13 protein-coding genes and 1 tRNA gene are annotated in these 17,370 nt (G+C 61.4%); 6 read left to right on the forward strand and 8 right to left on the reverse strand.

What is annotated here, in order from left to right; translation table 11 throughout:
- Positions 1 to 135 precede the first annotated feature (135 nt).
- The 4 genes from ACOOEX_RS10050 to ACOOEX_RS10065 all read left to right on the forward strand — a co-directional run bounded on the left by ACOOEX_RS10050 (position 136) and on the right by ACOOEX_RS10065 (position 6,621).
- Positions 136 to 1,776: an ABC transporter substrate-binding protein gene (locus ACOOEX_RS10050; RefSeq protein ID WP_420398258.1), complete on the forward strand. Its 1,641-nt coding sequence runs from the start codon at positions 136 to 138 to the stop codon at positions 1,774 to 1,776.
- Positions 1,777 to 1,918: 142 nt separating this feature from the next.
- Entirely contained in the window at positions 1,919 to 3,004 is a 1,086-nt protein-coding gene (locus tag ACOOEX_RS10055; RefSeq protein WP_420398259.1) for an ABC transporter permease, read from the forward strand.
- Positions 3,005 to 3,017: 13 nt separating this feature from the next.
- Complete coding sequence (locus ACOOEX_RS10060; RefSeq protein WP_420398260.1) at positions 3,018 to 4,535, forward strand: ABC transporter permease; 1,518 nt, start codon at positions 3,018 to 3,020, stop codon at positions 4,533 to 4,535.
- A 4-nt stretch (positions 4,536 to 4,539) separates the two neighbouring features.
- Positions 4,540 to 6,621, forward strand: a complete 2,082-nt coding sequence (locus ACOOEX_RS10065) for a dipeptide ABC transporter ATP-binding protein (RefSeq protein WP_420398261.1) — start codon at positions 4,540 to 4,542, stop codon at positions 6,619 to 6,621.
- A gap of 313 nt (positions 6,622 to 6,934) precedes the next feature.
- Here ACOOEX_RS10065 and ACOOEX_RS10070 read toward each other — a convergent pair whose 3' ends face one another.
- The 6 genes from ACOOEX_RS10070 to pdxH form a co-directional block, all read right to left on the reverse strand.
- Positions 6,935 to 10,636 carry a vitamin B12-dependent ribonucleotide reductase gene (locus ACOOEX_RS10070; RefSeq protein ID WP_420398262.1) on the reverse strand — a complete coding sequence of 1,234 codons (3,702 nt, stop codon included), beginning with the start codon at positions 10,634 to 10,636 and terminating at the stop codon, positions 6,935 to 6,937.
- 521 nt (positions 10,637 to 11,157) lie between these two features.
- A complete protein-coding gene (locus ACOOEX_RS10075) occupies positions 11,158 to 12,111 on the reverse strand; it encodes a glycosyltransferase (RefSeq protein WP_420398263.1) in 954 nt (317 codons plus the stop codon).
- Between the two features lie 110 nt (positions 12,112 to 12,221).
- Positions 12,222 to 12,298: transfer RNA gene (locus ACOOEX_RS10080), tRNA-Pro, on the reverse strand.
- A gap of 45 nt (positions 12,299 to 12,343) precedes the next feature.
- Entirely contained in the window at positions 12,344 to 12,808 is a 465-nt protein-coding gene (locus ACOOEX_RS10085; RefSeq protein ID WP_420398264.1) for a DUF192 domain-containing protein, read from the reverse strand.
- 1 nt (position 12,809) lies between these two features.
- On the reverse strand, positions 12,810 to 13,328 hold the full coding sequence (locus ACOOEX_RS10090) for a cold-shock protein (RefSeq protein ID WP_420398359.1): 519 nt from the start codon (positions 13,326 to 13,328) through the stop codon (positions 12,810 to 12,812).
- A gap of 187 nt (positions 13,329 to 13,515) precedes the next feature.
- Complete coding sequence (pdxH, locus tag ACOOEX_RS10095) at positions 13,516 to 14,121, reverse strand: pyridoxamine 5'-phosphate oxidase (protein ID WP_420398265.1); 606 nt, start codon at positions 14,119 to 14,121, stop codon at positions 13,516 to 13,518.
- 145 nt (positions 14,122 to 14,266) lie between these two features.
- Here pdxH and fabI point away from each other — a divergent pair, with 145 nt between their 5' ends.
- Both fabI and gpt read left to right on the forward strand, forming a co-directional pair.
- Positions 14,267 to 15,079 carry an enoyl-ACP reductase FabI gene (gene fabI / locus ACOOEX_RS10100; protein ID WP_071689963.1) on the forward strand — a complete coding sequence of 271 codons (813 nt, stop codon included), beginning with the start codon at positions 14,267 to 14,269 and terminating at the stop codon, positions 15,077 to 15,079.
- 3 nt (positions 15,080 to 15,082) lie between these two features.
- Complete coding sequence (gene gpt / locus ACOOEX_RS10105; RefSeq protein WP_071689964.1) at positions 15,083 to 15,592, forward strand: xanthine phosphoribosyltransferase; 510 nt, start codon at positions 15,083 to 15,085, stop codon at positions 15,590 to 15,592.
- Positions 15,593 to 15,678: 86 nt separating this feature from the next.
- Here gpt and aroB read toward each other — a convergent pair whose 3' ends face one another.
- Together aroB and ACOOEX_RS10115 are read right to left on the reverse strand one after the other, a co-directional pair.
- Positions 15,679 to 16,797, reverse strand: a complete 1,119-nt coding sequence (gene aroB / locus ACOOEX_RS10110; RefSeq protein ID WP_420398266.1) for a 3-dehydroquinate synthase — start codon at positions 16,795 to 16,797, stop codon at positions 15,679 to 15,681.
- The gene (locus tag ACOOEX_RS10115; RefSeq protein ID WP_420398267.1) at positions 16,794 to 17,360 is read right to left on the reverse strand and encodes a shikimate kinase; all 567 of its coding nucleotides are present in this window, start codon (positions 17,358 to 17,360) and stop codon (positions 16,794 to 16,796) included. The genes aroB and ACOOEX_RS10115 overlap by 4 nt, the downstream gene beginning before the upstream one ends.
- Between the last annotated feature and the right edge of the window lie 10 nt (positions 17,361 to 17,370).

The raw sequence follows: 17,370 nt of genomic DNA on the forward strand, positions 1-17,370 counted from the left end.
AAAAGTCATGGCCGCACCATTGACGGGTGGCAGGGAAAGGTGCGGTAATGCTCGCTGTAACCCATCTTCGGGATCGGCTGCTCTCCGACCTGAGGACGGGCAAAGAAAATAAGAGTGTGTCACAGGGAGACGACAATGACGCAACAATCCACCTCTTTCCTCAAAACGCATCCCGCAGCGGAAATGTATGCAGAGGAATACAAAAAAGGCCAGATGAGCCGCCGCGAATTTCTGACCCGTGCCTCGGCACTCGGGGTCGGAACCGTCGCCGCTTATTCCATGATCGGCCTGTCGCCGGCTCAGGCCGACGGCCATATGGCAACCCCGTCCATGGGCGGCACACTGCGCATCCAGCAGACCGTGCGTCCGGGTAAAGACCCGCGCTCCTACGACTGGTCGGAACTGGGCAACATGTCCCGCGGACTCGTGGAATACCTCGTGGAATACAACCGCGATGGTTCCTTCACCGGCCGCCTGCTGGAAAGCTGGGAAGCCAACGAGGATGCGACCCAGTACACCCTGCATGTGCGCCAGGGCGTGACCTGGAACAACGGCGATGCTTTCGACGCTGAAGACGTGGCCGCGAACTTCCGTGGCTGGTGTGACAGCTCGGTCGAGGGCAACTCGATGGCATCCCGCATGGGCGGTCTCGTCGACCCCGACACCGGCATGGCCCGCGAGGGCGGCATCGTTGTCGTTGACAGCCACACCGTGCAGCTCAACCTGCCCTCGGGCGACATCTCGATCATCGCGGGCGTGGCGGACTACCCTTCGGCCGTTCAGCACCGCGACCTGATCGGTCAGGACCCGCTGGTTCACGGCGTGGGCACCGGCGCGTATATGCTGGAAAGCCACGAAGTGGGCGTGGGCGCTGTCTGGGTGAAGAACCCCAACCACACCTACTGGGGCAATGCCTATCTCGACCGCGTCGAGTTCGTTGACCTCGGCACCGATCCGGCGGCCTGGCTGTCCGGCGCGGAAGCCGAAGAATTCGACATGACCTACGAGACCACCGGTGACTTCATCGACATCTTCCAGGCCATCGGATGGGAAACCTCGGAAGCCACTACCGCGGCCACGCTGGTCATCCGCATGAACCAGACCAACGCCCCCTATGACAACGCGATGGTGCGTCAGGCCGTGAACATGGCCGTCGATCCGTCCGTGGTTCTGGAACTGGGCTATGCCGGTCGCGGCACGCTGGCGGAAAACCACCATGTCTGCCCGATCCATCCGGAATATGCGGAACTGCCCGCGCGGACCGTTGATAAAGATGCAGCCTACGCGCTGCTCCAGGAATCGGGTCATGCGGACCACGTGTTCGAGATCGTGTCGCTTGACGCGGGCTTCGAACGGGACTCGACCGATGCGCTTGCCGCGCAGCTGCGTGACGCGGGCTTCAACGTCGATCGCCGCGTGATCCCGGGCTCCACCTTCTGGAACGACTGGGCAAGCTACCCGTTCTCCTCCACCACCTGGAACCACCGCGAACTGGGTGTCATGGTGCTGAACCTGGCCTATCGCTCGGGTGTGCCGTGGAACGAGACCGCCTATTCGAACCCGACCTTCGATGACCTGCTGACCCAGGCCAGCGGTATCCCGGACGCCGATGCGCGCCGCGAGATCATGGCCCAGATCGAGCAGATCATGCAGGATGACGCGGTGATCAACCAGTCCTACTGGCGGTCGCTCTATCGCAGCTACGTGCCGGGTCTGGTCAATGCGGATATGCATCCCAAGTTCGAGATCAACATGCACCACATCGGTTGGGCGTGATGTAATCTTTAGGGCGGCGACACCAATCGCCGCCCTTTTTGCCTGCTGATACGGGGGTGGTCAGCACGACCATGCCTGTGCCCAACGGTTCACCAAGAAACCGGCCAACCCGCCTCAGGCGGCACTAGCGACAGGGAAACCCATGGGACTCTTCATTCTACGCCGGCTCGGCGTCATGATCCTGACCGCGCTCTGCCTAACTTTCGTGGTCTTCTTTCTCACTAATCTTGGCCCCAACCTTGAAAAGCTTGCCAAGACGCAAGGCAACGCCCGTATGACGGACGCAGAGGTTGTGCAGTGGCTCGACAATCGCGGCTATAGCCGCCCGCTGCTGGTGCGCTACGGTGAATGGCTCGGCGTGGCGCCGGGCTGGACGCGCGTCGCTCCTGACGGGACCGAGACCGGTCGCTGTGTCGAACCGGGTGGGACCATTGCGGAATCGCCCACCTTCTGCGGGGTGTTTCAGGGGGATCTTGGGTACTCCACCGTCTCCGCGGATGAGGTGTCCAATGTTGTTGGCGGTCGCCTTGCGCTGACCGGGTGGCTGATGCTGCTGGCTTTCTCGGTCATGGTACCTGCGGCGCTTGTCGTGGGGATCCTTGCGGGGATGCGCGAAGGCAGTCGGCTTGACCGAAGCCTGTCCACCTTCTCCATCGCCTCGACCGCGACGCCGGAATATGTGTCTGGCGTGATTTTCATCATCCTGTTCGCCTCCTCCACCTCGGGCCTGTCGCCGTGGTTGGCGGAAAACGGATGGATCGACGGACGGACACTTTTCCTCGGATCCGCCCGATCCGCTATGACCGACATCACCTTCTGGAACTTCACCCTGCCGGTGATCACCATCGCGCTTTATGGCATGGGCTATATTGCCCGCATGACCCGTGCGTCGATGGCCGAAGTGATGACTGCGCAATACATTCGCACCGCGCGGCTCAAGGGCGTCAGCTTCCGCAACATCGTGCTGAAGCACGCGCTTCGGAACGCTCTCATCGCCCCCTTCACCGTTATCATGCTGCAGATCCCATGGCTGCTGACCGGTGTTGTGATCGTGGAGACGCTCTTCAACTACAACGGCTTCGGCTGGACGCTGGTTGAGGCGGCGGGGAACAATGACATCGAAATGCTGCTGACCTGCTCGGTCGTGGCTGTCTTCGTGGTTCTGCTGACGCAGCTGATTTCCGATATCGGCTATGTCTACCTGAACCCGCGTATCCGCATCTCGTAAGGAGGACCGAGCAATGGAACCACTTACCTGGACCGGGGCCCTCGGGACCTTCCTGAACCCCATCATGCTGTGGGCGGTCTATGCCTTCTTCGCAGCTTTCGTCATCAACCTCGGTATGTCCCTGATCGGCATGCGCCAGGCCGACCCGATCGTGAATCCGGATCATACGATCAGTTACCAGTACGGGCCGGTCGATTATGCGCTGCTGGTCATGAAATACGCGGTCTTCGTGTTTCTCGGGGCGATCGTCGTGCATATCATCGGCGGCATCGTCCAGCCGAGCGACGAAGCGCGGGGCATCATCGGCGGGCTCGGCGCGCGTTTCCTGCCGGTCTGGATCGCCCTGATCGTGTCTTTCGTGCTGTCGATCCGTTTCAAGCGGCGGCTTGGCCTCTATGGCAAGCTCTTCGACAACCTCATCGGCATGATCGGCTTTGGCCTTGCGATGTTCTGGCTCTTTACCGCCATCTTCGCCCCGATGATCGCCACCCATGGCGCCATCGACCAGGTGGCGTCGATGCGCAACGCGGTGCCGGGCTCTGCCGTATCTGGTGGGGATGAGGGGCTCTTTGCCTATTACCTTCTAGGCGGCGACAATCTTGGCCGCGACGTGTTCAGCCGGATGGTCTTCGGTGCCCGCGAGGTGCTGACCATTGCCCCCGCCGCAACGCTTTTCGCCTTCATGGTGGGGATCACGCTCGGCCTGCCCGCAGGCTATATGGGCGGGCGGTTTGACACGCTGATCACCTTCGTGGCCAACCTCGTTCTGGCCTTCCCGGTGATCCTGCTCTTCTACCTGCTGGTGACGCCCGAGATCGTCGAGGCCGGGGTTCCGGTCTATATGGCGGCGGTGCTGTTCATCCTGCCGGTGATCTTCGTCTGGGTGCTGCTCTATTCGCGCTACCGGGCACAACCCAGCATCATCAAATGGGTGGCCGTTCCGATCACGCTGATCCTGCTGCTGCTTTATCTGGGCACGGTGTTCCAGTTCGATCCCTTCGTGTGGCTTGCCACGTCGTTCATCGGCTATCTCAATCAGGGCAACCCGGTTGCGGAGTGGATGGCAACGACGCAGGGCGAATATGAGCCTCTGATCGGCATCCCGATCGACGGCAACCTGCTGATCGTTTTCGTGTCGGTGGTCTTCGTAAACAGCCCCACGGTGTTCCGTATCGTCCGCGGCCTCGTGCTGGACATCAAGACACGGGACTACGTGGCAGCGGCACAGACCCGCGGCGAGGGCCCGTGGTACATCATGCTGTGGGAAATCCTGCCCAATGCGCGGGGTCCGCTGATCGTCGATTTCTGCCTGCGCATCGGCTACACAACGATCCTCCTGGGGACCCTGGGCTTCTTCGGCCTCGGTGTTGACCCGGAAAGCGCCAACTGGGGCTCGACGATCAACGAGGGCCGGGCGCTTCTGCGGCTCTACCCACATCCGCCCCTGCCCCCGGCGCTGGCACTGATGACGCTGGTGCTTGGCCTCAACCTGCTGGCCGATGGCCTGCGTGAAGAAAGCCTGAAGGACTGATCCCATGACCGATGCATATGACGGACCGATCCTGGAAATCGAAAACCTCTCCATCAGCTTCTTCACGCGTCTGCGCGAGATCCCGGCGGTGATGGATTTCTCCTGCACGGTGATGCCGGGCGAGGCCATGGGTCTCGTGGGCGAATCCGGCTGCGGGAAATCCACCGTGGCGCTTGGGGTCATGCAGGACCTTGGCGTGAACGGTCGCATCGTGGGCGGCTCGATCAAGTTCAAGGGCAAGAACCTGAACGAGATGTCTTTGCAGGAACTTGCCAAGATCCGCGGCAAGGAAATCGCGATGATCTATCAGGAGCCGATGGCCTCGCTCAATCCGGCGATGAAGATCGGCAAGCAGCTGATGGAAGTGCCCATGATCCACGAGGGCGTGTCGGAAAAGGAGGCCTATCAGCGCGCCCTGGAAGTGGTCACCGATGTGCGTCTGCCCGACCCGGAACGGATGTTGGATGCTTATCCGCACCAGCTCTCGGGTGGTCAGCAGCAGCGGATCGTGATCGCGCTGGCGCTGATGGCGAACCCCTCGCTTCTGATCCTCGATGAACCCACCACCGCGCTTGATGTGACGGTTGAGGCCGCCGTGGTCGAAATCGTCAAGGATCTGGGCAAGAAATACGGCACCTCGATGCTGTTCATCTCGCACAACCTGGGCCTGATCCTGGAAACCTGCGACCGGCTTTGCGTGATGTATTCGGGCGAAGCTGTGGAAACCGGGTCCATCAAGGACGTGTTCGACAAGATGCGCCACCCCTATACGCAGGCGCTTTTCCGCTCGATCCCGCTGCCGGGCGCCGACAAGAACAGCCGCCCGCTGGTGGCCATTCCGGGCAACTTCCCCCTGCCCCATGAACGCCCGCCGGGCTGCAACTTCGGCCCCCGCTGCGACTATTTCGAGGGCGGACGATGTGACGCCGGTGACATCAAGATGGACGGGATCGAGGGCGACGACCGCCACGAATCCCGCTGTCTGAAATTCCGGGAAATCGACTGGGAAGCGCCGATCATCGCCGGAGCCCAGACCGAAAAGGCGCAAGTGGGCGAGGTGGTGCTGAAGGTCGACAACCTCAAGAAATACTACGAGGTCGCGGCCAGCGCGCTGTTCAGCCATGGCGAGAAGAAGGTTGTGAAGGCCAACGAGACGCTCAGTTTCGAAGCCCGCGAATCCGAGACGCTGGCCATCGTGGGCGAATCCGGTTGCGGCAAGTCCACGCTCGCCAAGGTTCTGATGGGGCTGGAAACGGCCACCGACGGCCATGTGGTGTTGGACAACAAGGGCATCGAAGCGGTGCCGATCGAGGAACGCGACACCAAGACCGTGTCGTCGATCCAGATGGTGTTCCAGAACCCGTTCGACACGCTGAACCCGTCAATGACGGTGGGTCGGCAGATCATCCGGGCGCTGGAGATCTTCAAGATCGGCAAGAACGAGGCCGAACGGCGCCAGCGGATGCTGGAACTGCTGGACCTCGTGAAACTGCCCCGCGCCTTTGCCGAGCGGATGCCACGGCAGCTGTCGGGTGGCCAGAAACAACGGGTCGGCATCGCCCGCGCCTTTGCCGGTGATGCGCAGATCGTTGTGGCGGATGAACCCGTCTCGGCGCTCGACGTGTCGGTGCAGGCGGCGGTGACCGATCTGCTGATGGAGATTCAGCGCGAACAGAAGACAACGCTTCTTTTCATCAGCCACGACCTGTCCATCGTCCGCTACCTGTCCGACCGGGTTATGGTAATGTATCTGGGTCACGTGGTGGAGATCGGCTCGACCGATCAGGTCTTCAGCCCGCCCTACCACCCCTATACCGAGGCCCTTCTGTCGGCTGTTCCGATTGCCGATACCTCGGTCGAGAAGGAGCATATCGTTCTGGAAGGTGACATTCCGTCGGCCATGAATCCGCCGACCGGATGCCCGTTCCAGACCCGATGCCGCTGGAAGAAGGACGTGCCGGGCGGGCTGTGTGAACAGGATGTGCCGCCGATGAAGAAACTGGCGGATGGGCACCAGATCAAATGCCATCTGGCGGATGATGTTCTGGCCAGGATGCGGCCTGTGATCAAGATCGCTGCGGAATAATCCCGCCCGTTGCATATTAATGAAAGGCCCTCCTCACGAGGGGGGGCTTTTTTACATGAAGATCGCCGCGCAAGAAATTGCTTTTCAAAGAAAAAAGGGGGCCCGAAGGCCCCCTGTAGTCTCGCTGTTCAGGCTCACTGTTTATACCGCCCGGAGTTTTCTGCCTGCGGCCTGAACCGCGTCAGGGGCGAGCGCACCCGCCCCGTGTTTCAGAACCCGCGCCGGGGCAATTGGCGCGAATCCCGATCTTCTTGCGCGGGAAAACTCTTCGAAGAGTTTTCACAAAGCCCCTTCGAAGGGCCTTCCCCCGCGCTTAGCTACACCCGCTGGTCGCGCCGCAGGTGTTGCATTTCATGCAGGTGCCGTTGCGCACCAGCGTGTAGTTTCCGCAATCGCCGCAGGCCTCGCCCTCATAGCCCTGCATCTTGGCCTTGGTGCGTGCGTCCATACCGACGGTGCCAGAGGCCACGGCAGTGGTCGTCGTGGAGCTGACCGCGACGGTGTTGCGGGCCACTTCCGGCACCAGCGTTTCCAGCGTTGCCACCGGGTCGCCAGCACCGTTCAGCGCCGTGATCGCCCCGGCCCCGCCTTGCAGAACCACCAGTTCCTGCGGCACCCGCTTACGCAGATAGCCGGTCGAGGAAATCTGGCGCAGCACGTCAATCGGCGATGCCCCATGGCTGTCCGGCACTTCCTCGAAGTTGCGCACGCCCTCTTCCTGGCCGCGGCCGAGACTGTCGAAGGTTGCGCCTTCCGGCTTCACATGGGCCAGATCGGTGCGGTCCAGATAGGACACGGCCAGTTCACGGAAGATGTAGTCGAGGATCGAGGTGGCGTTCTTGATCGAGTCATTGCCCTGCACCATCCCCGCCGGTTCAAACTTGGTGAAGGTGAAGGCGTCCACGAACTCCTCCAGCGGCACCCCGTACTGCAGGCCCACGGACACGGCGATGGCGAAATTGTTCATCATCGCGCGGAAGCCCGCGCCTTCCTTGTGCATGTCGATGAAGATCTCACCCAGAGACCCATCGGCATATTCACCCGTCCGCAGATAGACCTTGTGGCCCCCGACAACGGCCTTTTGGGTATAACCCTTGCGGCGTTCCGGCATCTTTTCGCGGTGGCTGCGGATCAGTTCCTTGACCACCACCTTCTCGATGATTTTCTCGGCCAGCACCTGCGCCTTTTCCTGCGGGTTGCCGGTTTCCAGAACCTCGGCGGCCTCGTCATCATCCTCGACAAGCGCAGCAGCGAGCGGCTGGCTGAGTTTCGACCCGTCGCGGTAAAGCGCATTGGCCTTCACGCCGAGCGACCAGCTGAGCTCATAGGCTTTCTGGCAGTCCTCGATGGTCGCGTCATTGGGCATGTTGATCGTCTTGGAGATCGCGCCGGAAATGAAGCTCTGCGCCGCCGCCATCATGGTGATGTGGCTGTTGACGGACAGGAAGCGCTTGCCCTTCTTGCCGCAGGGATTGGCGCAGTCGAAGACGTGGTAATGCTCTTCCTTCAGATGCGGGGCACCTTCCAGCGTCATCGTTCCGCAGACATGGTCATTCGCGGCTTCGATATCCTTTCGGGCAAAGCCGAAATGGCGCAGCATGTCGAAGGTCGGATCGTTCAGTTTCGCTGCTGGAATGCCAAGCACCTTGGTGCAGAACTCCTCACCCAGGGTCCACTGGTTGAACACGAAGCGGATGTCGAAGGCAGAGGGCAGCGCTGCCTCGATCTTCTCGATCTCTGCATCACCAAAACCATGGCCGCGCAGCGTGGTGTGGTTGATCATCGGCGCGTTGCCAAGGGTGCCATGACCAACCGCGTGCGAGGTGATTTCCTCGATCTGCGAGGTGGAGTAGCCCAGTTTTTCCAGAGCAGCTGGAACGGATTGGTTGATGATCTTGAAGTAGCCACCACCGGCCAGCTTCTTGAACTTCACCAGGGCGAAATCGGGCTCGATCCCAGTGGTGTCGCAATCCATCACCAGACCGATGGTGCCGGTGGGGGCGATCACGCTGACCTGCGCGTTGCGGTAGCCGTGCTTTTCGCCAAGCGCCAGCGCCTCGTCCCAGGCCTGTTCCGACAGCGCAATCAGCGTCTGGTCGGGGCAGCTGGCGTGATCCAGCGGAACCGGCTTCACGGCCAGACCTTCATAGCCATCCGCAGCGCCTTGGGCCGCGCGGCGGTGGTTGCGGATCACGCGAAGCATGTGCTCGCGGTTGCGCTCAAAGCCCGAGAACGGCCCAAGCTCACCGGCGATCTCGGCAGAGGTTGCGTAGGCCACACCGGTCATGATCGCGGTCAGCGCGCCGCCCATGGCGCGACCCTCGTCGGAGTCGTAGCCCAGACCCATATTCATCAGCAGACCGCCGATATTGGCGTAGCCAAGACCGAGGGTGCGGAAGTCGTAGGAAAGCTGCGCAATCTCTTTGGATGGAAACTGCGCCATCATCACCGAGATTTCCAGCGTCAGCGTCCACAGCCGGGTGGCATGCATGTAGCTTTCCGCGTCAAACTTGCCGTCCGTGTAGAAGGTCAGCAGGTTCATCGAGGCCAGGTTACAGGCCGTATCGTCGAGGAACATGTACTCCGAACACGGGTTCGACCCACGGATCGCGCCGTCTTCCGGGCAGGTGTGCCAGGAATTCACGGTGTCGTGGAACTGGATGCCCGGATCGGCACAGGCCCAGGCCGCGTGCCCGATCGTATCCCAAAGCTCGCGCGCCTTGACGGTCTTGGAGACCTTGCCATTGGTGCGGTTGATCAGGTCCCAATCGCCATCGTCCTCAACGGCCTTCAGGAAGGCATCGGTGACTCGGATGGAGTTATTGGAGTTCTGGCCGGAGACCGAGTTATAGGCCTCGCTGTCCCAATCCGTGTCATAGGTCGGGAACTCGATGCTGGTGTGCCCCTGCTTCGCGTAGTCCAGCACCCGCTTGATGTAAGTCTCGGGGATCGCGCATTTTTTCGCGCTCCGGATCGCGGCTTTCAGGGTCTCGTTCTTGGACGGATCAACCGCGTCTTCCAGCTTGCCATCCCAGGCTGCGATGGCCGAGAAGATGTTGTTCAGCTCGCGCTCATGCATCTTGGAGCCGGCGACGATGGAGGCAACCTTCTGTTCCTCCAGCACCTTCCAGTTGATGAACTCCTCGATATCGGGGTGATCCGCATCGACGATCACCATCTTGGCCGCGCGCCGCGTGGTGCCACCCGACTTGATCGCGCCCGCTGCCCGATCACCGATCTTGAGGAAGCCCATGAGGCCCGAGGACTTGCCGCCACCAGACAGCGCCTCACCCTCTGCGCGGAGAGAGGAGAAGTTGGTGCCGGTGCCGGAGCCGTATTTGAACAGACGCGCCTCGCGCACCCACAGATCCATGATGCCGCCTTCATTCACGAGGTCATCGCTGACCGACTGGATGAAACAGGCATGGGGCTGCGGATGTTCGTAGGAGGATGTGGATTTGGTCAGCTTGCCGGACTTGTGGTCCACATAATGGTGACCCTGGGCCGGGCCGTCGATGCCATAGGCCCAATGTAGGCCAGTGTTGAACCACTGGGGCGAGTTAGGCGCCGCCATCTGGCGCGCCAGCATCAGCTGCATTTCATCGAAATAGGCGCGGGCGTCTTCTTCGGTGGTGAAGTAGCCCCCTTTCCAGCCCCAGTAGCACCAGGCCCCGGCCAAACGGCGAAAGACCTGCTTGGCCGAGGTTTCCCCGCTGAAACGCTCCTCCTCCGGCAGGTCGGCCAGGGCGACTTCATCGGGCACATGGCGCCACAGGAAGGACGGCACGCCCTTTTCCTTCACCGGCTTCAGGATCGCGGCCACACCGGCCTTGCGGAAATACTTCTGGGCCAACACGTCGGATGCGACCTGGCTCCAGCCGACGGGCACTTCCACACCGTCCAGCTTGAACACGGTGGTGCCATCAGGATTGCGAATCTCGGAAGATGTCAGGCTGAATTCCAGGTCAGCATAGGTGCCCTGGTCCGCTTTGGTGAAACGGCGTTCGATCTTCATGGTCTGCCTCTTGTCCCTGTGCGTGCGCGGCGTGCCAGCGTGTCCCCGCTCTTGCCGTCGTGGTTCCCTTCATGTCGGGCAGCAAGTCGACGTGCCGTGGCCCCCCAAGAACCCGGTTACGGCTGCAAAGCCGTTCTGTCATAGATGTGAAGACCATCTGCCCCTTGGTGCCTGCGGCCACTACATTTAGTGCTGCCCCGCTCGACAGCTACAACCTGACGTATCCATGCATAGGGCGTCAACGAGTTTTTTTTACTTTACCGTTACAAATATCCCTTGCATTGAAGGCAATCCACAGCCCTGCCTGTGGCCATCCGATTCACGCGTATCCTTTTGGACAGGTTTTCCGCTGACAACAGCGGCAGTTACGCGGTGACGGGGGCGTGCTGCCTTGAATCGCGATAGGAAACACTAATTGTGGGGGTGTCAAATCGGCCACATCTACATCTAGTGGCAGATGTGATTCCCCACCGGCCCGCGGGCTGCAACGTCAGGGATTCCGCGAATCTCGGAACGTCCGGCTATAGCCGCCCGAGTGCCGACGCGAGCCAAAGGGCAGCCTGACCGGCGCGGCCCTGTCGATAGATGCCCAGTTCCCGAAAGCTGCAAAGGCGGGACACCATATTTTGTGTCCGGATACAGGTGAACCGATCCAGCAGCGCGCGATTCTCTGGCGTCAGGCGATGCGCGGACACCGACAACGCGCGGGCATTGCACGCAGTCCAGGCGGCCAGATCGCCCGAGGTGACCATCCTCAACCTCTTCAGCGCTGCACGCGCTCCAAGGTTCGTGCCGAAGAGGTTGTCGCCATGCTGCCTGTATAGCACCGTGGGCTGCTCGCTGCGGATGACCTGCCCGCCTGCGCCGCTGATCAGCTGGTAGAGCCACCAGTCATGAGTCACCGGTAGGCAATCCGCCGCCAGCGTCTCTGCCGCCGCAGCGCGGGCCAGATCCACCCCGGCCCGGTTCAGCAGCATCGTGTTGCCACCGGCGATGCTTTGCACAAGGGCATTACGAAATCCGGGAGGGCGAGAGAACCGCGGAGACTGGCGGCGATTGCTCAGATCCTCTTTGACGATCCAGGTGGCGCTGCCAAAGAGCGCTGGCACCTCTGGCGGTAGTCCCGACAGCGCCTCTTGGCCCCGTTCCAGCCGGTCGGGCAACCAGACATCGTCCTGATCGGACAGGGCCGCCCAGGCAGTGCCTTCGGCCAGTCCCGCCAACAGCGACAGGAAATTCGCGGCAACACCCCGGCCGGGTCCGGCAATCAAGGCGACGGATCGTCCCTTTGCGTTCTGCGCGCGGGCAAAATCCGTCACCATCCGCGGTCCCGTGTCCTGCGAGCCATCGTCGCTGACGGTCAGATCCCAATCTGGCACGGTCTGGTGGGCGAAACTGGTCAACTGGTCATCCAGAAAAGGAGCGCCGTCGAAAAGCCCCATGAGAATCGCGGTGCGGCCCGTCCCGCCAGCCATGTTCCTGCTCTTCCGGGTTTCCATCACATCACCAGCCGTTCAAACGTCGCCGCACCTACCTGCCCGCAGGGATCACCCGGTGCAAGTCCTGTGCCGCATTGTGTGGAAAATGGTCGGGGAGGCGAGATTCGAACTCACGGCCTTCTGTACCCAAAACAGACGCGCTACCAGGCTGCGCTACACCCCGACTGGCGCTTCCTCTACCGCGCTCTGCGCGAGGATGGAAGCCCGATTATTCGCAAGGCCACACCGCAAGGGTCTGATCAATGCCGGGATGACGCATTTCCGAGCCAACGGTGATGCCAAGGGTCTCGGTCATGCCGCCATTCACCTCCAGCACATACTGGATGTCATTGCCGCCGGGAATCGGCGTGCGATCCAGCGGCACGGCGTTTTCATGGATATGTTGAACTGTGCCGCTCTCATCCATGAAGATCATATCGAGCGGAATAAGCGTGTTTTCCATCCAGAAGCTGACCCGTTGCGGCCGTTCATAGATGAACAACATCCCGGCAGCGGAGGCCATGTGTTCGCGGTGCATCAGGCCAATGCTGCGCTCTTCGGGTGTGTCCGCGATCTCAACCCGGAACCGGGCCGTCCCCCAGTCCCCCCGCAGTTCAAGGCGGCCCTCACTGCATGCGGCCGCTGCGGCCCCTGCTATGAAACTTGCCGCAATCGCCAGATGCAGAACGCGCATCCTAATCCTCCTGAACGTAGTCCCACGGGCGCACTTCACCGGCCATCTGACCACGCGGCCCCTGCACCACCCGCAGGACCACGGCTTCGCCGGGTTGCAGATCGGCAAGGCCAAAGCGGCGCAGCACCTCGATATGCACAAACACATCGGCAGGATGCCCGAAGACATTGGCAAAGCCAAAGCCTTTTGCCTTGTCGAACCATTTGACGCGGGCCGGCACGAAGGGCGTGCCCTCCGGTATCTCGATCATCATGCCCGAAGCATCCGTGGCTTCCTCGGGGTCGGGCGGATCAATGGACAGGATTTCCTGCGCCTGGATTCCGCGTTCGGTTTTCTGGACGACCACGGAAATGCGGGAATGATCCGCCACCGAACCTTGCCCGAAATTGCGCAAGACATTGGCGTGCAACAGAATATCAGGACCGCCTTCATCAGAGATGATGAACCCGAATCCCTTGGCATTGTCGAACCACTTGACCGTTCCGGCCACAACAGGCGCAGCCTGTCGCTCGTCTTCCATCATGACGCCCCAACCTCAGCACGTGCAGCTAGTCTTATTGTCCCCGTAAACTAACCTGACGGTTAGTCTGATCAGGTGCAAGGATAATAAAGTGATAAGTATCAATATGTTATCAGGCGGGTATCAATTGATCCACAGATTCTGTTAACCATTGTTAACCATCACGGACCCTGCAGAGGGCAAGGCTTCAGGGGTTCAGGCGCGTAATCTCCCAGTTCGACGAGACATCCAGCCGTTGCCAGCGAAACCGGTCATGCAACCGGAAAGCACCATCAGCCCAGAACTCGATCTCCAACGGGGTGATCCGATAGCCTCCCCAGAATGGCGGACGTTCGGGATTCGGGCCATGCTGAGCCGTGATTCTGGCAACCTCGGCCATCAGCGCCCCCCGAGAGGCCAGTGGCCGCGACTGCTGCGACGCCCATGCCCCGAGCCGGCTCTTGAGAGACCGGGACTTGTAATAGGCATCCGCCTGCGGCCCTTCCTCCTTGCTGACAAGACCGCGAACACGGATCTGCCGACGCAGGCTCTTCCAGTGCATCACGAAGCCCGCCTTGCCCGCCTGGTCGATCTCTTGCGCCTTGGCGGACTCGTAATTGGTGTAAAAGACAAAGGCCCCGGCCTCGATCTCTTTCAGCAACACCATGCGGGCATTGGGCAACCCGTTGGCATCGACGGTTGCCAGGGCGATGGCGTTCGGGTCATTGGGTTCGGTCTGCTCTGCCTCCGCCAGCCAGGCCCGCGCGATGGCGAAGGGATCGTCGCCTGCAAATAGTCCGCTTCTGTCGCTCATGTCACTCTCCGCCTCGATGGGTTGCCGCCACGCTACCCGCGGACCCGATCCGCCGCAAGGCGATGCGCCTGCCGTCTTGATGCAGGCGCGACTATGCCCTAAAGGGTTGCCGATACGCGCAAAGAGCCGCCAAAGGGGAGCTGACATGGGTTTGATGACGGGCAAGCGGGGTCTCATCATGGGGCTCGCCAATGACAAATCCATCGCTTGGGGCATTGCGAAGGCTTGCGCCGATCAGGGCGCCGAACTGGCCTTCTCCTATCAGGGGGAACAGTTGCTCAAGCGGGTCTCGCCCTTGGCTGCCCAGATCGGTTGCGACACGATGCTGGAATGCGACGTGACGGACGAGGCGTCGATGGACGCGCTCTTCGCCGCGCTGGAAGCCAAATGGGGCAAGCTCGATTTCGTGGTTCACGCCATCGGCTTTTCCGACAAATCCGAGCTGCGCGGCCGCTATGTGGACACGAGCGCCGGCAATTTCGCCATGACCATGAATATCTCGGTTTATTCCTTCACCTCGGTATGCCGACGCGCTGCGGCGATCATGCCCGATGGCGGGTCGCTGCTGACGCTGACCTATTACGGCGCCGAACAGGTCATGCCGCATTACAACGTGATGGGCGTGGCCAAGGCGGCGCTGGAGGCATCGGTGAAATACATAGCCGAGGATCTGGGCAAGGACGGCATCCGCTGCAACGCCATTTCGGCGGGCCCGATCAAGACGCTGGCCGCCAGCGGCATCGGCGATTTCCGCTACATCATGAAGTGGAACGAGCTGAACTCACCGCTGCGCCGCAACGTGACGCAAGAAGAGGTCGGCAAGGCCGCGCTCTACCTGCTTTCCGATCTGGGAAGCGGCACGACGGGCGAAAACCTGCATGTGGATGCGGGCTATCACGTGGTCGGCATGAAGGCGATCGACGCGCCGGACATGACCCTTGAAAAGAAGGAGGGCTGAGCGATGACCGGCGCACAGCTTCCCCATGAAAAGGGCTTCCACATCTCCTGGGACCAGATTCACCGCGATTCCCGGGCTTTGGCCTGGCGCCTAGACAAGCGCGGTCCCGGCGAAGACGGGGCATGGCGCGCAGTGGTGGCCATCACCCGCGGCGGCATGGCCCCTGCGATGATCATTGCGCGAGAGCTGGATATCCGCACGGTCGATACAATTTCAATCAAATCCTACAATCACCAGACGCAGTCCGAACCGGTCGTGTTGAGCAAACCCGATGCGGAGCTGATGGGGGATGGCGAGGGCGTTCTGGTCATCGATGACCTGGTCGACAGCGGCAAAACGCTGGAAGTGGTCCGCGCGATGTATCCCAAGGCGCATTTTGCGACGGTCTATGCCAAGCCCAAGGGCGAACCGATGGTCGATACCTTCATCACCGGAGTCAGCCAGGACACCTGGATTTTCTTCCCCTGGGACATGGCGCTGCAATACGTTGAACCCTATCGCGGCACAGACTGAAGAATTTTCTGGAAAGTTCTTCGGCTTAGCCTGAAAAATCTTCCAGAAGATTTTTTGGCTGCTGAAAACCTTTCCGGAAAGGTTTTCTATGCGCGTGCCGTCAAAGCCTCTGACAGAATTGCGCGCACCGCATCCCTGGGGACATCCGCCGTTACGAAAGCATCCCCAATCCGACGCGCCAGGATAAAGCGCAGTTGCCCATCCACGACCTTCTTGTCCTGCCCCATCAGGTCCAACAGTGCCTCAGCATCCGGCAGATCGCCCGGAATGTCGGCAAGGTCCTTCTTCATCCCCATGGCCGCCAGATGTGCCCGCACACGGCTCGGTTCTTCCTGGCTGACCAGCCCAAGCCGGTACGAGAGTTCGAAGGCCAAGGCACAACCGATCGCCACGCCTTCCCCATGCAACAGCCGGTCGGAATAGCCGGTGGCCGCCTCAAGCGCATGACAGAACGTGTGGCCGAGATTGAGCAGCGCCCGGTCCCCCTGTTCGGTCTCATCGCGCTCCACGATATCCGCTTTCATCTGAACCGAGCGGCGCACCGCCTCCAACCGCATATCGTCATCACCTGACGCCATCGCGGGGCCATTCATCTCAAGCCACTCGAAAAACCCGACATCCCCGAGCAGCCCGTATTTCTGAACCTCGCCGTAGCCCGCCAGAAAATCGCGCGGGGTCAGGGTGCCGAGAACCGAGATATCGGCCAGCACCAGAGAGGGTTGATGGAACGCCCCGATCAGGTTCTTGCCGACGACTGAATTAATCCCGGTCTTGCCCCCCACGGAACTGTCCACCTGCGCCAGCAGGCTCGTCGGGATCTGAACGAAGCGCACCCCGCGCCGCAGCACGGCGGCGGCAAACCCTGCAAGATCGCCGATCACGCCGCCGCCGAAGGCCACCACGATATCCTTGCGCTCAACCCGCTTTGCCAGCAGCCATTCCACCGTGCGGCTAAATTCCGGCCAGCCCTTGGTGGCCTCTCCGGGGGGCAGCACCAGCGCCTCCACCCCGATACCCTCAGCGGACAACCCTGCGCGCAAAGCCTCCAGATGCAGGCCCGCGACGCGCTCTTCGGTAACCACGAAGACACGCGGGCGGTTCAGCAATGGCGCAATCTCGGCCCCCGCGCGGGCCAGCAGGCCCGGACCGATGCGGACATCATAGGCCCTCTCGCCAAGCGGCACGTGAACGGTGGCTAGGGTCATGTCCGGGTCTCCACGATGCCCGCCTCTGTTAGCGTTTTCAGAACCGAAGCGGTGGTCTGGTCGATGGACCAGTCCGGCCGCGTCTCGACGGTGAATTCCGCCTGTTCATAGGCGGGGGTGCGCGCCTCAAGCAACTGGGCCAATGTCGCACGGGGGCTCGCGGTGCGCAGCAGGGGACGGGTGCTTTTGTGTTTCACGCGGGTCCACAGAAGGTCGAGATCGGCCTTCAACCAGACCACGGCGGCTCTTTCGGCCATAAAGGCGCGGTTTTCCGGCGACAGCCACGCGCCGCCGCCTGTCGACAGCACGCAAGGCGGCCCGTCCAGCAACCGCGCGATCACCTGGCTTTCCTTGTCGCGGAAGAACGGCTCGCCGTATCGGTCGAAAATCTCGGCGATCGTCAGTTTCGAGGCGGCCTCGATCTCGGCATCAGAATCCTCGAACGGCACGTCGAGTTGCGCAGACAGGGCCTTTCCGATAGCGGTTTTTCCGGCCCCCATCATGCCCACCAGCACCACCGTCCGGGTCAGTTTCGCCTGATTATCTGGCGTGGTTTCGCCCATCTTCAAAAAA

Origin of the sequence: Nioella sp., from assembly GCF_965215655.1 — a bacterium.
In the GTDB taxonomy this organism is placed as follows: Bacteria; Pseudomonadota; Alphaproteobacteria; order Rhodobacterales; family Rhodobacteraceae; genus Nioella.

Excerpts from the sequence above, each read along its gene's own strand:
- ACOOEX_RS10050 (WP_420398258.1), top strand. The coding sequence starts at position 136 with ATGACGCAACAATCCACCTCTTTCCTCAAAACGCATCCCGCAGCGGAA.
- ACOOEX_RS10055 (WP_420398259.1), top strand. The coding sequence starts at position 1,919 with ATGGGACTCTTCATTCTACGCCGGCTCGGCGTCATGATCCTGACCGCG.
- ACOOEX_RS10060 (WP_420398260.1), top strand. The coding sequence starts at position 3,018 with ATGGAACCACTTACCTGGACCGGGGCCCTCGGGACCTTCCTGAACCCC.
- ACOOEX_RS10065 (WP_420398261.1), top strand. The coding sequence starts at position 4,540 with ATGACCGATGCATATGACGGACCGATCCTGGAAATCGAAAACCTCTCC.
- ACOOEX_RS10070 (WP_420398262.1), bottom strand. The coding sequence starts at position 10,636 with ATGAAGATCGAACGCCGTTTCACCAAAGCGGACCAGGGCACCTATGCT.
- ACOOEX_RS10075 (WP_420398263.1), bottom strand. The coding sequence starts at position 12,111 with ATGGCTGGCGGGACGGGCCGCACCGCGATTCTCATGGGGCTTTTCGAC.
- ACOOEX_RS10085 (WP_420398264.1), bottom strand. The coding sequence starts at position 12,808 with ATGCGCGTTCTGCATCTGGCGATTGCGGCAAGTTTCATAGCAGGGGCC.
- ACOOEX_RS10090 (WP_420398359.1), bottom strand. The coding sequence starts at position 13,328 with ATGGAAGACGAGCGACAGGCTGCGCCTGTTGTGGCCGGAACGGTCAAG.
- pdxH (WP_420398265.1), bottom strand. The coding sequence starts at position 14,121 with ATGAGCGACAGAAGCGGACTATTTGCAGGCGACGATCCCTTCGCCATC.
- fabI (WP_071689963.1), top strand. The coding sequence starts at position 14,267 with ATGGGTTTGATGACGGGCAAGCGGGGTCTCATCATGGGGCTCGCCAAT.
- gpt (WP_071689964.1), top strand. The coding sequence starts at position 15,083 with ATGACCGGCGCACAGCTTCCCCATGAAAAGGGCTTCCACATCTCCTGG.
- aroB (WP_420398266.1), bottom strand. The coding sequence starts at position 16,797 with ATGACCCTAGCCACCGTTCACGTGCCGCTTGGCGAGAGGGCCTATGAT.
- ACOOEX_RS10115 (WP_420398267.1), bottom strand. The coding sequence starts at position 17,360 with ATGGGCGAAACCACGCCAGATAATCAGGCGAAACTGACCCGGACGGTG.